Source organism: Serratia sp. CY84636, assembly GCF_052166245.1.
GTDB lineage: Bacteria > Pseudomonadota > Gammaproteobacteria > Enterobacterales > Enterobacteriaceae > Serratia > Serratia nevei.
The window spans coordinates 658756-672939 of the sequence record NZ_JBJNOX010000002.1 but is presented as its reverse complement, the minus strand read 5'-3'; the positions used below and the strand labels follow the sequence as shown (position 1 = coordinate 672939).

The following is a 14184-nucleotide window of genomic DNA, read 5'->3' as shown; positions in this document are numbered from 1 at the left end:
CATGAACATCGATCTGACGTTTGAAGACCTGAGCGCACGCGCCGTGCAATACAACGCCCGCGCTTCGGTGGAGGATTTTGACGCCTGCATGGTGGAATACGCCGCGCTGGCCCAGCGCGCCAAGGCGCAGACGCCGGGCATTTACGATCTGCGCTACGGCATGAGCGCCGCCGAGCGCCTCGACCTGTTCCCGGCCAGCGCACAACCCGCCCCGCTGCTGATCTTTATCCATGGCGGCTATTGGCATTCACAGCGCAAAGAGGAAGCCTGTTCGATGGCCGCCACGTTTGCCCGCCGCGGCGTGGCGGTCGCCACGCTGGAATACACGCTGGCGCCGGAAGCGACGCTGGCGGAGATCGTGCACGAGGTGCGCAGTGCCGTCGCCTGGCTTTATCATCACGGGGCGCCTTTCGGCATCGATCCGGCACGCATTTTCGTCAGCGGCAGTTCGGCCGGCGGCCACCTGTGCGGCATGCTGATCGCCGACGGCTGGCAACCACGCTATCGCCTGCCGCCCAACGCGATCAAAGGCGCGTTGGCGCTGAGTGGCCTCTACGATCTGCGCCCGCTGTGCGATATCTACATCAACGACTGGCTGCACCTGACGCCCGAGCAGGCGCAAACCCTCAGCCCGCTGTTTTTACTGCCGGCGAAGGAACATGCGCCGCAGATATTGCTCGACGTCGGCCAGCGGGAAACCCAAGGGTTTAAAAACCAGACGCAGGCTTATTATGACGCCTGCCTGGCGCGCGGCCTCGACGTCCAGCTGCTGGCCGATCGCCACTGTAACCACTTTACACTGGTCAACGAACTGGCCGATGCGGAAAGCGCGATGTTTCGGCAGGTGATGGCGATGATTGACGCAACGCAAGCGTAGCCTGCCGTTGTAGCCACAGCCTGGCGGCGATCGCGATCGCCGCCAGTGCGGCAAACATGGCCCCACACAGCAGGCTGCCCTGTAGCCCCCAGGCAGCGATAAACCAACCGCCCACCAGCGACCTCACCGACACACCCAGGTTGATAAAGGCGATATACAGCCCGGTGGCGAACGCCGGCGCCTGCGGCGCTTCGGCGGTCAGCCAGACCTGCGTCACGATCAAACCGCTGGTGTGCGCCGCTCCCCAATACAGACAAAGTGCCGTCATCGAGCCGATATTCGCGCTGCCGTAGCGATACAACAGCGCATAAGCCGCAATCAAGGCTATCGGATGCAGCAGCACCGTCACTGCGCGATGGCGGCTCAACCCCTTGCCGGCCAACAGGTTGCCCGCGACGCCGCCCACACCGAACGCCACCAGAAGCCAGCCGATGGCGGCGTCGCCAATACCGGCTTCACGGCTGAGGTACTCGGCCGCGTAAGCGTAGACGGCAAACATGGCGGCAAAGATCAGCACGCAGGTAGTGATATTCAACCACAGCGTGCCGCTGCGCAGGATTGCCAACTGCTTGCCGTAGCTGAGACGCTGCACGGCCGCATCAGGCAAGCGCCACAGCAATCCCAACGCCGCCAGCAGGTTGACCAGCGCGCAAAATCGGAACGATGCCTCATAGCTGAACTGCCCGGCGATCCATTGCGTCAGCGGTATGCCCAATACCATCCCCATGCTGGTGCCGATAAACGCATAAGCGGTTGCTTTGGTGGCCAGATGCGGCGGATAAAGCGCCGCGGCCGCCACCATGGCCAGTGAAAAGTAGATCGGATGAAACAACGCCGGCAAAATACGCAGCAGCATCAGCATGGCAAAGCTGTCCGCCTGAGCGGCCAGTGCGCTGGCTGCCGCAAATACGGCCAACGCGATCAACAACATGCGTTTGCGATTGAACCGCGACGCCAGCAGCACCAACAGCGGCCCGAACAGCGCAATGGTCAGGGCGAAGACCCCGACCAGCCAGCCGGCCTGCGCCGTGGAGATGCCATAGCGCGCGATGATCTGCGGTAAAATACCCACCACGCCGAACTCGATGCAGTAAACGCCGAACAGCCCCAGCGCGATGAAGAAAATCGGTGGCATCAGGCCCATGACGGCACTCCCGTGGCGGCATAAACCGCCTGACAAATCTCGCCGACAAAGGTGCCGGACATTCCTTCCAGCGCCGTGTTGGTAAATGCCACCACGCTGAGCTGCCGGGCAGGATCGACGAACCACGAGTGGCCATAGGTGCCGCCCATCCGCCAGCTGCCCACAGACTCCGGCGTTTGCGCAGCGACGGGATCTTTCAGCACGGTGATGCCCAGGCCGAAGCCGCGCCCTGGCCAAAACGGCATCGGCAGATCGCCGATTTGGTTGGTGGTCAGCGCCGTCACCCAATCAGCCGGCAGCACCTGCCCGCCCCCCTGGCGCAACGTTTCCAGCAGGCGCAGGAAATCCGCCGCCGAACCGACCATGCCGGCGCCGCCGGAGGCGTACGCCTGCGGATCCAGCGCACGCGCCGGCGACAGATGAAAACCGGCGCTGCCGTCGATGAACGGTAAACGATCCGGCTGACGCAGGCGGCGCGGCTCGCCGGGATGGTCAGCGTAAGCGGCCGCCAGGCGCGCGGCGTCCACCGCCAGGAAATCGGTATCCGTCATCGCCAGCGGCCCGGTCACCCATTTTTTGACCGCCTGCGCCAGCGGCAGGCAGCTCGCCCGTTCAATAACCGCGCCCAACACATCGGTGGCGATGGAATAACGCCACTCCGCGCCGGGCGGTGCCAGCAACGGCGCGGAGGCAATGCGCCGCACATTTTCCGGCAGGCTGAGCGCCGCCTCATCCATCCCGTCGGAGACGCCCAATCGGGCGTAGCATCCGCCTTCCGGCTGAAAAAAACGGTAGCTTAACCCGGCGGTGTGGGTCATCAAATGGCGCAGCGTCAACAACGGGACGGTGCCGTCCGCCAGCCGCGGACGAAAATCCGGCAGCCAGCGGGTAACGGGATCGTCCAACCGCATGTCTCCTCGCGCCATCAGCGCCAGCGCCGCCGTGGACACGATCGGTTTGGACACCGAAGCTAACCTGAACAGCGTATTGCACGCCATCGGTTTGCCCGCTTCGCGATCTGCCATGCCCGCCGCACGTCGATAAACGATCTCACCGCCCTGCGCCACCAAAACGACCGCGCCAACCAATCGTTTTTCGCGCAAGGCTTTCTCTATCGCGCCGTCGATCGCGTTGGCGGAGGATCCGTATTCACTCATCTTTATTGCTCCAGGTAGTCAGCCCATGCTGTCGCCACCGAGCATAGAGCGTGGCGATTAACGGAAAAACAGGCTAGATTTCCTTTCATAGCGGACAATTTCGTCCGCAATGAGGCAAGCAATGGATAATCTGTCTGGGGTGAGCGTCTTTGTGCAGGCCGCGGAGACGCTGAGTTTCGTTGAGGCCGGCCGCGTGCTCGGCATTTCTGCCTCCGCGGTGGGGAAAAGCATCGCCCGCCTGGAAAATCGGCTGGGTGCACGCCTGTTCCACCGCAGCACGCGCAGCATGACGTTGACCGCCGAAGGCCGGCTGTTTCTGCTCCGCTGCCAGCGTATTCTCGGGGAATTAGCGGCGGCGGAACGGGAAATCAGCGATACGCACAGCGCGCCGCGCGGCAAGCTGCGCGTCAGTTTGCCGTTAGTGGGCGGCCTGTTGAATCCGGTGCTGGCGGAGTTCGTCCGGCGTTACCCGGAGATTGAGTTGGAAACCGATTTTTCCGACCGCCGGGTCGATGTCATCGAAGAAGGCTTTGATGCCGTGGTTCGCGTCGGCGAGACCGAGGACTCACGGCTGATGAGCCGCCAGCTGGGCACGTTTCATCTGCAGCTGGTGGCCTCGCCGGATTATTTGCGCCAGATGGGAATCCCGCATCAACCGGCGGAACTGCAAGGCCATGCCTGCCTGTTGTACAAATTTCCCTCGACCGGCAAAGTGGAACCCTGGCCGATCGCCGGATGGGAAAAGCTGCTCGCCGAGGGGATCAACACCCGGCTGGTCTGCAACACCGTCGATACCCTGATTTACCTGGCGGAAAGCGGCCAGGGCATCGCCTGTTTGCCGGATTTTGCCGTGAAGCGCGCACGGGAACAGGGGCGATTACAGCAGATATTGCGCGAGCATAGTCACCACAGCGGCAGCTTTAAAGTCCTGTGGCCTTCCAGCAAGCACCTGACGCCGAAACTCAGGGTGTTTATCGATACGCTGAGCGCCCAGCTTTTTCGGGAATAGAGGGGTATTTACGCTATGACGCAGGGAGGGTGCAGGATAATTCGGGGGGAGCCGGAGGACGAGAACCGCCCCCTGGCGTGCCATCAGCCGTTTTTGCGGCCGATAGCGGAAAAGACGTTGAACACTTCACCCAGGCCGTAAATCGCGCCGAGCAAGACGGCCACCATTACCGGCACCAGGACCACCACGGTGGCCAAGCTTTCAATCATTTCTAACATCGTTCTCTCCTGGTTTATAAGCACAGCGAATCTGCGCCGGAAGAAAAGGTTTCCGGCCAATCGGTTGAGTATCGTGGGGAGGCAGTCTAAAACGTGAGCTACATCACACTTGATGCGAGCTAATGTAACTTACACAATTACATTAAAGCAATGCAAAAAATGCTCTGCGCGTAGCGGGAATTGGCGTGGGTTTTTATTGCGTATCCGCTTGATATTGCGGTGAACAAGGGACAAAAGGATAGCCTGCGCGCCGCTCGACCTGCCCGGCCATTTCGGCGATGCTGGTTTGCGCCAGGCTGGCTTCCAGCGCATGACCGACGCGCGCGAACTCTTGCTCCAGCACCGGGGTAATCGCGTGGCCGATATAGCACGCATCGTTAGGCCGGGTACGGTGCAGCATGAAATACGGTTGATCCTCTACCGCGCGATACACGTCCAGCAGCGAGATCGCTTCCGCCGGCCGCGCCAGCAGCGCCCCGCCGCCTTGCCCCATCTGTGAATAGGTCAGCCCGGCCTCCGCCAGCGCGCCGAGGATGCGCCGCACCACCGTCGGGTTGGTGTTGACGCTGCGCGCGATATCTTCGGAACGCACCGTCTGGCCGCGACACAGCGTGATATTGGTCAGAATATGGATGGCAACGGCAAATCGCGTAGAGGTAGACACCTTGGCACCTGCTCAGAGTTTCGTTTATGTCGGATTAAAACATAAGGAAAGCGTATCAATTTCCGGTAATACACATAATGAGTAGGGACAATGAGAATGTCAACCTGCCCCCGCCCGATGGCGGCGGCGGCTCATGCTTCGGTGCGGATCTCCGTCACTTTATCGGGATAAAATGCCAGATGATCCTTGATTGCCACCACGGCGTTGTAGGGCATTTCATAACTCCAGGCCACATTGGCCTCCTGCTCGCCGTTAAGCACAAGGGAGAAATAACTGCAGTCGCCCTTATAAGGGCAGTAGCTGACGTGCTCGTTTTTCTGCAACAGCGCCCGATTCACATCCTCACGCGGAAAGTAAAACACCGGCGGATAGGTGGCTTCCTGCAGGATGAGCACGTTGCGGCTGTCGGCCAGGGTCTGACCGGCTGCACGCACGACAACCCGCGCCGGATAGCGGGTCAAGGTGATTGGGTGGTCCGGGCCGGGGATTTTCACCGGTTTGCCGGATGCGGAAACGAGATCGGACATGGCGGCCTCCAGAGTGTGCGCCCCGCCCCCCGCGAGGCGTCTTTCCAGTATAGACCCACGATTTTACCGGCGGCCGCACATTCGGCGAGCAATCGCTTTTCACCGCCGCAAAATTAAGAATTTTTACCTGTTCGATTTTCTTACGGAGGAATACATTCATCCCAACTTCTACCGGCGGGTTAATCGGATTATTTTTAATCCATTAATCAGTCAATTTACCAGGAACTCATTATGAATATTAAACGTGCCGCAGGTGTGTTGGTGGTGGTGATGGCAACGCTTTCCGTTACCGCATGTGGGCATATGTCCAATCGCGATCGCAACACGGCGATCGGCGCGGGCGTGGGCGCCGTCGGCGGCGCGGTGCTGACCGACGGCAGCACGCTGGGCACCCTTGGCGGCGCAGCGCTTGGCGGCATTATCGGCCACCAGACCAGCCGTTAATCATCCCGTCAAAAATAATCTCTGCAGGCCGATGTTTTTTTAATCCATAAGCGTCGGCCTGCGCTTTTATTTAACCGCTGAACTTTCTCAGGACGCGAAAATAATAAATAACGTTAAGCGCAGCTTTATTATTCATTAACCTGCATCGGAAGTATTTATTGCGCCGGCAGCCTGAAACGCGCCATCGCTTTTTCCAACCGTTCCGACTCGCCCTGCAACAGCTGCGAGGCCTCGGTCACCGCGTTCACCACCGTGCCGGTTTGGCGCGCCACCTGATTCAGCGCCGAGATGCGCGCCGTCACGTCCTGAATGCTCTCCCCCTGATTGAGCGATGCCAGGGAAATGTCCCCCATCAGCGCACTGCATTTGTTCACCAGATCGATAATCTGGCGCAGGTTGCCCGTCAGTAGATCCACCGCCTGCGAACCTTGATCGATTTGCTGCAGCGAACGGTTGATCAACTGCTGAATATCGCGCGTCGAATGGCTGCTTTTTTGCGCCAGCAGCCCCACCTCTTTGGCCACGATGGCAAAGCCGCGGCCATGAACGCCGGCGTGCGCCGCCTCGATTGCCGCATTCAGCGCCAGAATATTGGTCTGGAACGCCACGCTGTCGATCAGCGCGACGATGCCGCGCATTTCGGCCGATTGGTTGACGATCCCTTGCATCGAAACATTGACGGTTTCCATCATCTGCTCACCGGCGCCGGCGCACTGCCGGGCCTGTTCGGTTCGTTGGCTGGCCTGCTGCGCGTATTGACCGTTCTCTTCCACCCGCGCCGCCAGCTGCTGCACGTGCTCGGTCGCCAACTGCAATTCACCGTTCTGCTTCGCCGACTGCGCCGTCAACTGTCGATTGCCGTCCGCCAGCCGCCCGACGCCGTTCAGGATCCCGCTCGCCGCATCGCGCACCTCGCTGACCAGGCGCTGCAGGCCGCCCTGCATGTGGCCAATGCTGGTCTGCAGCTGGTGCATCTCGCGGTTGAATGCCCGCTCAGGCGGCAGCGGCCGCGAAAGATCGCCGGCGGCCAGCACGTTGAGGTGCGCGATTGCCCGCCGCAGCGGTGCGATCACCCAGCGAGAGACGCCGACCCACACCCCCACGGCGATCAGCGCCAGCGCGGCCAGCGCGCCGAGCGCAAAGGTCCTGGCTTGCTCCAGCGCCGCCAATTGCCGCACGTTGACATCATCGCCACGCCGTTCGTTCAGCGCCTGATAAGCGAGGTACTTCTCGTTAAAATCCGCCTGAAACGCCTGGATCGGCACGGCGAAAAACGCATCGATGCTGCTGCCCTGCAACCCTTGCGCCTGCTCTTTCAGGCCGTCATAGAACAGACGGTAGCTGTCTTTCAGGGCGCCCGCCGCCTCGGGCGCCTCCGCGCTCAGGCGCTCGAACTGGGCGAAGGCCTGCTCTGAGGCCTGCAGCGCCGCCAACGACTCATCCAGCAGGCTGTGCCAACTGCCGTCGGAGCCGGTGGCTTTGTCCTGCAGGTAGTAAATGCCCGCACGGTTCAGACTGTCGCTGGCCGTCAGCAGCGACAGTCTGGCGCGATCCATCGTCGCCTGCTGGCGATGCAAGCCATCGCCCGCCACCAGGTTAGCCTTGGCGTCGCGCAGAATATTAGAAATAAATACGGTGGAAAACAGTTGCAGCAGAGAAAATAGCGCGATAACGCAAATTACGCCGCTTAATAAGCCCATGCTCTTGCCGAAGCCAAACGCGCGCGGCAGCGCCGCCGCAGATTTTACCCTGCGGCCCAGTGTCAGTTTTATGTTCATGATTTTTAGTCAGTAATACCAGGATGCCGCGAGTCTAACGGGCATTGATGACACTAATATTTCAGCCTGCTGTGTGCCGCCCCCGCCGACCAAGACAATCGAATAATCGGTATTGCCCGTCAACTCTCATTTTTATTTCTTGACTTGTTTAATACCGGATTTATAGTTTTCCCATTAAAAAAGAAACAAAGTTTCATATATTAACCGGCGCTAAATTTAATATATGAAACGCTCGATAAAATCGTCTCAAATATAAAACTGATGAGCGTAATCACCCTGTCCACAGGTGAAACTCGCTCGCCTTAATAAACAGTCTACTTTCTTCAGGGGCCTGGCATGCGCAAAATTTCGCTTTGTTTTCTCCTTGTTTCACCAGTGAGTTATGCAACCGTCGCCGCAATACCCAACGACGTTGCCGCCACCGCGGCACCGGTAAAAAAAAGCCGCCCGGCATTTCCGCATATTCATTGGCAAAGCGAGGATAATAAAAAGAATATTGATATCGGTGGCGCACTGCGCGCCAATTATCGCTATGAAGACTGGCACAGCAGCAATTATCGGAATCCTCCGCATTTACGCTTTGACGCCTTTCGCATCGATGCTGCCGGCCAGGTAAACGACGCGTTTTTCGATAGCGGATTCTGGTTTCAGGATCGGCGCAAATACGCCATCGACCGCGCCTATGTCGGCTACCACCTGTCTGAGCATTCCGCCGTGCAACTCGGCGCGCCGTTCAAACCGTTCGGCCTGATGCCCTACCCGCAGTTCGGCTGGTCGTACGGCATTCCGTTTTACCTCGGCTTTGGCGTCAACACCGGGCTGGGCGCCAAATACCAATACCAGCATGACGATTGGGCCTTCGACGCCGCCTACTACCCGCGCATGATGCCGACCGGCGTGCGTTACGCCCCCGACGTCGCCAGCTACGACGATCTGAAAAACACCAACTACGCGTCACAGCACCTGCAGCGCAACGAAAAACGCGATCAGGTAAACCTGCGGCTGACGAGCGCTTTCCATCAGGGCGGCTGGAACAATGAGCTCGGCGGTTCGCTGGCGGCCTCGCGGCTCTACAACCAGGCGACCGGCGATAACGGCAGCTTCTGGGCGGCAGGCTTACATACGCTGGTGAATTACGATCCCTGGCATCTGTCCGGCCAGGTGATCCGCTACGGTTACGACGCCAAAGGCCCGGCCGGGGCCAACAATTCGGTGATCCTGATGGGGGGCAACGGCCTGACGCCGGCCTATCTGATCCCGTCGCAGGCCACCACCGCCGCCATTAACCTGGCGCGCGACGTCGACGTGCCCTGGGGGCCGGTGAAAAAGCTGCGGTTCTACAACGATTACAGCGTGCTCTGGAAGGACAGGCACGGCGGCTCCGACTCTAAAATGAACACGCTGGGGGTACAAGTGTTCGCCATGCCGGTGATGCTGTGGGTGGATCTGACCTGGGCGCAGAACGCCAACCCGTGGGGCGGCGTAGAAAATGCCACCGGTTGGACCGGCGCCCAGTCCCCCGGCAGCAATAAATGGTATTTTCGCACCAACGTGAACATCGGTTACTACTTCTAAGCGCGGCGGGATCTACACTGAAGTATCGCCGCCAACCGGAGAAACCACGATGCTGAGCGCACAAACGCTGCATGTTACCATCAACCGCCCTTGTGACGAGGTGTATGCCTTTCTCAGCCAGCCGGAAAACTTCCCCTTGTGGGCCAAAGGGTTAGCGAACAGCTTGCGGCGAGAAGATGAAGACTGAGTGGCGGACACCCCGCAGGGGCGGATCCACATTCGCTTCAGCGCGCCAAATGCCTTCGGCGTGCTGGATCATTGGGTGACGCTGCCGGACGGCGGCGTGGTCTACGTGCCGCTGCGCGCGCTCGCCAACCGGCGCGGCACCGAGGTGATCTTCACCCTGTTCCGCCAGCCGGACATGGACGATGCGCTGTTCGCCCGCGACGCCGGGCTGGTGAACGCCGATCTGCAGGCGCTGAAGCATTACCTTGAGCCCAGCTAACCGCTTGTTGGAACATTTATTTCAATGAAAGACAGCAATGCGTTCGGGAAAATAAATGTTGTTTTTAGATGTTGATATAAATATTCAATATAAATATTAATCAATGAATCAGGGCGCATCCATAATGAAATCTGCCGTAGACGTTATACCAACAAATTAATACTCTCATTAGCGCTCGTCGTGTAACGGCAAGCATGTAACTCTATTTTCATTAATTAAGGAAGAATGATGAAGTTATCAAATCTGATGCTGCTCACAGCGATTTTAGCCACCACCGTTAGCCTCCCTCTCACCGTTAATGCTACCGAACGCCCGGCAGGCAACTGCTCAAGAATTTACTCACCGGTACCTTATATCACCAAAGAAGGTAAAACTATTCAGGCACCCAATGCTTGCGTAGCGAAATGGTGGGCAACCCAAGGGAAATAACGCGTAAGTCAGACTCGTTGCATTAAATATTGGGTCAGAGATTCTCTGGCCCAATATTTCCCGCTTAAATCATTACCCCTTGACCGACGACACCACGTTAAGCGGCTGGGCATCCGGCAGAATATTCATGTGCTCCAGCACCTGGGCCATGATCTTGCCGAACACCGGCCCGGCCACCGAACCGCCGAAGTGCTTGCCGGCTTTCGGGTTGTTGACCATCACCACCAGCGCCACCTGCGGATCGCTGGCCGGCGCCACGCCGGCGGTGTAGTTGATGTAGCCGCCGTCGTATTTGCCGCTCGGGCCCATTTTCTCGGCGGTACCGGTTTTGATCGCCAGCCGGTAACCCGGCACCGCGGCGCTCACCCCGCTACCGCCCGGCAAGGCGTCGCTCTCCATCATATGCACCACGGATCGTACCGTATCCGCCGGCAGAATACGCTGCCCCATCACCGGCGGCGTCACCTTGGTGATCGACAGCGGCCGATAAATGCCGAAGGAACCGATAGCGGCGTACTCGCGCGCCATCTGCAGCGGCGTCACGCGCAGCCCATAGCCGAAGGAGAAGGTAGCGCGTTCGATATCGGCCCAGCGTTCACGATGCTGCGGCAGATAGCCGCTGCTCTCGTTGCCGATGCCAAGCTCGGTCGGCCGCCCCAGGCCAAAGCTGCGATAGACCGCAGGCAGCACCGTGGCCGGCAGCGCCAGCGCAATGTGCGATACCGCGATGTCGCTCGATTTTTGCAGCACGCCGGTGATGGTCAACTTCGACCAGTGGCCGACGTCTTTGATCAGGTGACCGTTCACCCGATACGGCGTGGTGTCCAGCACCGTATCCGGCCGGATCAGCTTATGCTCCAGCCCCACCATCACCACCACCGGTTTCACCGTCGAGCCCGGTTCGAAGCTGTCGCTGCTGCACACGTTGCGAATGTCTTTCGCCGGGGTGCTGCCATAGTTGTTCGGGTTGAACGACGGATAGCTGGCCATGCCGAGGATCTCGCCGGTGTCGATCTTGACCAGCACCGCACAGCCGGAGTCGGCCTGGTTGGCCACCACGCCGTCGCGGATCTGCGCATAGAGCACATACTGAATAAATTTGTCGATGCTGAGCGTCACGTTCGGCGGCGGCACCGGATCCACGCTTTTTAGCACGCCGATCACCGCGCCGCTGCCGTCCTTCTGATAGACCCGCAGGCCGTTTTTGCCCTGCAACAGCGGGTTGAAGCCCAGCTCGATGCCCTCCAGCCCCTGATTGTCCTGGCCGACGATGCCGATCAGCCCGGCGGCGTCCTGGCCCATCGGATAAAAGCGGCTGAAATCCTGCTCGGTGCTGACGCCGGTCAGGTGCAGTTTGCTGATGTAGGCGGCGTTGTCGTCCTCCACTTTGCGCGCCAGATAGACGAAACGCTTATGCGCGTTGCTCTGGATCAGATGCTGCACGTCCGCCAGCGGGATCTTCAGCACGTTGGCCATGCTCTGCCAGCGTTCGTTGCCGGTGTCGGTCTGGGTATCGAGAATGTGTTTCGGATCCAGCACGATGTCTTTGGACGATACGCTGACCGCCAGCGCCTCATCGTTGCGATCGGTGATCATGGCGCGGTTGGTCGGCACCACCTGGGTGCGGATAGAGCGCTGGTCAGCCTGATCCGCCAGCTGCTGGTGCTCCAGCAGCTGCAGATAGCCGACCCTGAACGCCAACAGAAAAAAACAGACCAGCATGCCGGCGCAAATCCAGCCGAAACGAACTGTGGAATAGGTTTTACCGCTTTTTTTGGTCGATGGCGCCACTGTTGTGTTAACCCTGCGTTTTTATTCGGTTTATGGTGTTATTTCAGTCTACCTTGCCGGAAATGGTCAGGAGATTGCAGTTTGTAAGAAAGTAAAAACAAACCGCATCACCGCTGCACATCCGCACTGTCGTTTAACTGCGGTTTACTTTGCGCCGGATCGCCGGGCTGCGGCGCGTTGGCCGGGTCAAAAATGTGGTCGAGGATCGCGCGGGCGGTCGGCCCCGCCACCACGCCGTCGCCGCCGCCGTTTTCCAGGATCAGCGCCATCGCCACCCGGGGGTTTTTGTAAGGCGCGAACAGCGTATAGAAGATGTGATCGCGCAGCCGCACCGGGATCATTTTGGCGTTGTAAGTCTGGTTTTGCTTCAGGCTGAACACCTGCGAGGTGCCGGATTTGGCGGCGATCTGGTATGGCGCGGTGTGGAACAGCTTGTAACCGGTGCCATTCGGCAAGTTGGCCATGCCGTACATGCCGTTACGCACGATGCCCCAGTAAGGCGAGTGGGGATCGCCGATCTGCGCCGCTTGCGCCGGCGGCTGGTAGCGCGTCACCCGGTTGCCCTGCTGCAACGAATACAGCAGGTGCGGCGTTTTCACCTGGCCGTTGTTGATCAGCGTGGTCAGCGCTTTTACCATCTGGATCGGCGTCGCCACCCAATACCCCTGGCCGATGCCCACCGAAACCGTATCCCCCTGATACCAGCCCTTTTTGTGCACCTTCAGCTTCCAGTCGCGGCTCGGCAGCACGCCGCGGTACTCTTCGTTCAGATCGATGCCGGTGGACTGGCCGTAGCCGAACTGGCTCAGCCAGTGGTGGATACGGTCGATACCCATCTCATACGCCACCTGATAAAAGAAGGTGTCGGCGGATTCCTCGATCGCTTTGGTGACGTTGAGCATGCCGTGGCCGGTTTTCAGCCAGTCGCGGTAGCGGCGTTCGGTGCCGGGCAGCGTCCAGGTCGGCGCGCCGAAAAAGGTGGTGGTGGGTGTGATCACCCCGGCGAACAGCGCCGAAACGGCCATGTAGGGCTTCACCGTCGACGCCGGCGGGTACAAGCCCTGAGTGACGCGATTGATCAGCGGCAAATCCGGGTTGGTCAGCAAGGTCTTATAGGCCTGATAGCCGATGCCTTTGACGAAAGGATTGGGATCGTAGCTGGGGCTGGAGACCATCGCCAGGATGCCGCCGTCCCGTGGATCTTCCACCACCACCGCGGCGCGCTGCCCCTTCAGCACCGATTCGATGTACTGCTGCAGCGGTAAATCCAGCGTCAGGTAGATGTTCTTGCCGGCCTTCGGCGGCTGCTCCTTCAGCAGGCGGATCACCCGCCCGTGGTTATCCACCTCCACCTCCTGATAGCCGGTGGTGCCGTGCAGTTCGGACTCGTAATAGGCCTCGATGCCCTGTTTGCCAATGTTGCGGTCGGCGGCATAGTTCTCGCTCAGCCCGGCCTTGTCCAGGCGTTTGAGATCGTTGTCGTTGATCTTCGACACATAGCCCAGCACGTGCGCCAGCTGGGCGCCGTAAGGATATTCACGCTGTTGATAGGTATCGATCGTCACCCCGTCGAAACGGTATTGATTGACGGCAAAGCGCGCCACCTCGGTGTCGCTCAGCCCGGCTTTGAGCGTCACCGGTTTGTAGCGGCTGTTGTGGTGCATGTCGTCGTGAAACGCGCTGATGTCCTCCGGCGTCAAGTCGACGATCGGCGTCAGCGCCTGCAGCAGCGCCGCCATGTCGCTGATTTTGCTGGGCGTGACCTCGATACGATACAGTGTCACGTTTCGCACCAGCGGAATGCCGTTGCGATCGAAGATCAGCCCGCGGCTGGGGGCGATCGGCAGCATCTTGATGTCGTTCTGGTTGGAACGCGTCTGGTAAAAGCCGTGCTGGCGGATTTGCAGCCGGTAGAGATTGACGATCAGCACGCCGAAACAGACCACCACCAGCGCCAGCGCTACGCCGGCCCGGCGGATAAACAGCCTCTCTTCCGCAGAGTGGTCGCGAATTTTTTCTTTTAACAGGGCCATGCCGTGCCGATACCTTTTGCGTCACATTTCCCCGCAAAATCAGGGAACTGAAAAGCCGGCAAGCATAGCGTTATCGGGCGCACCGCCCCATGA

The 14184-nt window shown here is 59.6% G+C and carries 15 protein-coding genes; 7 read left to right on the top strand and 8 right to left on the bottom strand.

The genetic code is table 11. The annotated features are described in order from the left end of the window. Position 1 precedes the first annotated feature (1 nt). Positions 2–877: an alpha/beta hydrolase gene (locus tag ACJ8QI_RS07790; protein ID WP_442532303.1), complete on the top strand. Its 876-nt coding sequence runs from the start codon at positions 2–4 to the stop codon at positions 875–877. Here ACJ8QI_RS07790 and ACJ8QI_RS07785 read toward each other — a convergent pair. Together ACJ8QI_RS07785 and ACJ8QI_RS07780 are read right to left on the bottom strand one after the other, a co-directional pair. Next, positions 804–2021 carry an MFS transporter gene (locus ACJ8QI_RS07785; RefSeq protein ID WP_442532302.1) on the bottom strand — a complete coding sequence of 406 codons (1218 nt, stop codon included), beginning with the start codon at positions 2019–2021 and terminating at the stop codon, positions 804–806. The two genes, ACJ8QI_RS07790 and ACJ8QI_RS07785, sit on opposite strands and share 74 nt — an antisense overlap. Continuing rightward, entirely contained in the window at positions 2012–3178 is a 1167-nt protein-coding gene (locus ACJ8QI_RS07780) for a serine hydrolase domain-containing protein (protein WP_060439975.1), read from the bottom strand. Before ACJ8QI_RS07780 ends, ACJ8QI_RS07785 begins: the two co-directional genes overlap by 10 nt. Positions 3179–3299: 121 nt before the next feature. Here ACJ8QI_RS07780 and ACJ8QI_RS07775 point away from each other — a divergent pair, with 121 nt between their 5' ends. Next, the gene (locus ACJ8QI_RS07775) at positions 3300–4187 is read left to right on the top strand and encodes a LysR family transcriptional regulator (RefSeq protein WP_225528811.1); all 888 of its coding nucleotides are present in this window, start codon (positions 3300–3302) and stop codon (positions 4185–4187) included. 83 nt (positions 4188–4270) lie between these two features. Here ACJ8QI_RS07775 and ACJ8QI_RS07770 read toward each other — a convergent pair whose 3' ends face one another. The 3 genes from ACJ8QI_RS07770 to ACJ8QI_RS07760 all read right to left on the bottom strand — a co-directional run bounded on the left by ACJ8QI_RS07770 (position 4271) and on the right by ACJ8QI_RS07760 (position 5596). Beyond that, positions 4271–4405 (bottom strand): AcrZ family multidrug efflux pump-associated protein, encoded by a 135-nt coding sequence (locus tag ACJ8QI_RS07770; protein WP_033643027.1) that lies wholly within the window; start codon positions 4403–4405, stop codon positions 4271–4273. Between the two features lie 193 nt (positions 4406–4598). After that, entirely contained in the window at positions 4599–5069 is a 471-nt protein-coding gene (locus tag ACJ8QI_RS07765; protein ID WP_048321542.1) for an Rrf2 family transcriptional regulator, read from the bottom strand. Positions 5070–5200: 131 nt separating this feature from the next. Next, entirely contained in the window at positions 5201–5596 is a 396-nt protein-coding gene (locus tag ACJ8QI_RS07760) for a DUF427 domain-containing protein (protein ID WP_060439978.1), read from the bottom strand. Between the two features lie 231 nt (positions 5597–5827). Between ACJ8QI_RS07760 and osmB the strand changes: the two genes are divergently transcribed. Next, a complete protein-coding gene (osmB, locus tag ACJ8QI_RS07755; protein WP_004940700.1) occupies positions 5828–6040 on the top strand; it encodes an osmotically-inducible lipoprotein OsmB in 213 nt (70 codons plus the stop codon). A 155-nt stretch (positions 6041–6195) separates the two neighbouring features. On the opposite strand, the gene ACJ8QI_RS07750 is transcribed toward osmB, so the two are convergent. After that, a complete protein-coding gene (locus tag ACJ8QI_RS07750; RefSeq protein WP_172906254.1) occupies positions 6196–7740 on the bottom strand; it encodes a methyl-accepting chemotaxis protein in 1545 nt (514 codons plus the stop codon). Between the two features lie 414 nt (positions 7741–8154). Between ACJ8QI_RS07750 and ACJ8QI_RS07745 the strand changes: the two genes are divergently transcribed. The 4 genes from ACJ8QI_RS07745 to ACJ8QI_RS07730 all read left to right on the top strand — a co-directional run bounded on the left by ACJ8QI_RS07745 (position 8155) and on the right by ACJ8QI_RS07730 (position 10267). After that, positions 8155–9393: a hypothetical protein gene (locus tag ACJ8QI_RS07745; protein ID WP_442532301.1), complete on the top strand. Its 1239-nt coding sequence runs from the start codon at positions 8155–8157 to the stop codon at positions 9391–9393. A gap of 49 nt (positions 9394–9442) precedes the next feature. Then, positions 9443–9580: a hypothetical protein gene (locus tag ACJ8QI_RS07740; RefSeq protein WP_442532300.1), complete on the top strand. Its 138-nt coding sequence runs from the start codon at positions 9443–9445 to the stop codon at positions 9578–9580. Further along, complete coding sequence (locus tag ACJ8QI_RS07735) at positions 9581–9838, top strand: hypothetical protein (RefSeq protein WP_442532299.1); 258 nt, start codon at positions 9581–9583, stop codon at positions 9836–9838. A 225-nt stretch (positions 9839–10063) separates the two neighbouring features. Further along, on the top strand, positions 10064–10267 hold the full coding sequence (locus ACJ8QI_RS07730; protein ID WP_227818400.1) for a hypothetical protein: 204 nt from the start codon (positions 10064–10066) through the stop codon (positions 10265–10267). 72 nt (positions 10268–10339) lie between these two features. On the opposite strand, the gene ACJ8QI_RS07725 is transcribed toward ACJ8QI_RS07730, so the two are convergent. Together ACJ8QI_RS07725 and mrdA are read right to left on the bottom strand one after the other, a co-directional pair. Next, positions 10340–12058, bottom strand: a complete 1719-nt coding sequence (locus ACJ8QI_RS07725) for a penicillin-binding transpeptidase domain-containing protein (RefSeq protein ID WP_038875183.1) — start codon at positions 12056–12058, stop codon at positions 10340–10342. 107 nt (positions 12059–12165) lie between these two features. Then, positions 12166–14091, bottom strand: a complete 1926-nt coding sequence (gene mrdA / locus ACJ8QI_RS07720) for a penicillin-binding protein 2 (RefSeq protein WP_282398332.1) — start codon at positions 14089–14091, stop codon at positions 12166–12168. Positions 14092–14184 lie beyond the last annotated feature (93 nt).

Excerpts from the sequence above, each read along its gene's own strand:
- ACJ8QI_RS07770 (WP_033643027.1), bottom strand. The coding sequence starts at position 4,405 with ATGTTAGAAATGATTGAAAGCTTGGCCACCGTGGTGGTCCTGGTGCCG.
- ACJ8QI_RS07740 (WP_442532300.1), top strand. The coding sequence starts at position 9,443 with ATGCTGAGCGCACAAACGCTGCATGTTACCATCAACCGCCCTTGTGAC.
- ACJ8QI_RS07745 (WP_442532301.1), top strand. The coding sequence starts at position 8,155 with ATGCGCAAAATTTCGCTTTGTTTTCTCCTTGTTTCACCAGTGAGTTAT.
- ACJ8QI_RS07750 (WP_172906254.1), bottom strand. The coding sequence starts at position 7,740 with ATGGGCTTATTAAGCGGCGTAATTTGCGTTATCGCGCTATTTTCTCTG.
- ACJ8QI_RS07785 (WP_442532302.1), bottom strand. The coding sequence starts at position 2,021 with ATGGGCCTGATGCCACCGATTTTCTTCATCGCGCTGGGGCTGTTCGGC.
- ACJ8QI_RS07760 (WP_060439978.1), bottom strand. The coding sequence starts at position 5,596 with ATGTCCGATCTCGTTTCCGCATCCGGCAAACCGGTGAAAATCCCCGGC.
- ACJ8QI_RS07730 (WP_227818400.1), top strand. The coding sequence starts at position 10,064 with ATGATGAAGTTATCAAATCTGATGCTGCTCACAGCGATTTTAGCCACC.
- ACJ8QI_RS07775 (WP_225528811.1), top strand. The coding sequence starts at position 3,300 with ATGGATAATCTGTCTGGGGTGAGCGTCTTTGTGCAGGCCGCGGAGACG.
- ACJ8QI_RS07790 (WP_442532303.1), top strand. The coding sequence starts at position 2 with ATGAACATCGATCTGACGTTTGAAGACCTGAGCGCACGCGCCGTGCAA.
- osmB (WP_004940700.1), top strand. The coding sequence starts at position 5,828 with ATGAATATTAAACGTGCCGCAGGTGTGTTGGTGGTGGTGATGGCAACG.
- ACJ8QI_RS07780 (WP_060439975.1), bottom strand. The coding sequence starts at position 3,178 with ATGAGTGAATACGGATCCTCCGCCAACGCGATCGACGGCGCGATAGAG.
- mrdA (WP_282398332.1), bottom strand. The coding sequence starts at position 14,091 with ATGGCCCTGTTAAAAGAAAAAATTCGCGACCACTCTGCGGAAGAGAGG.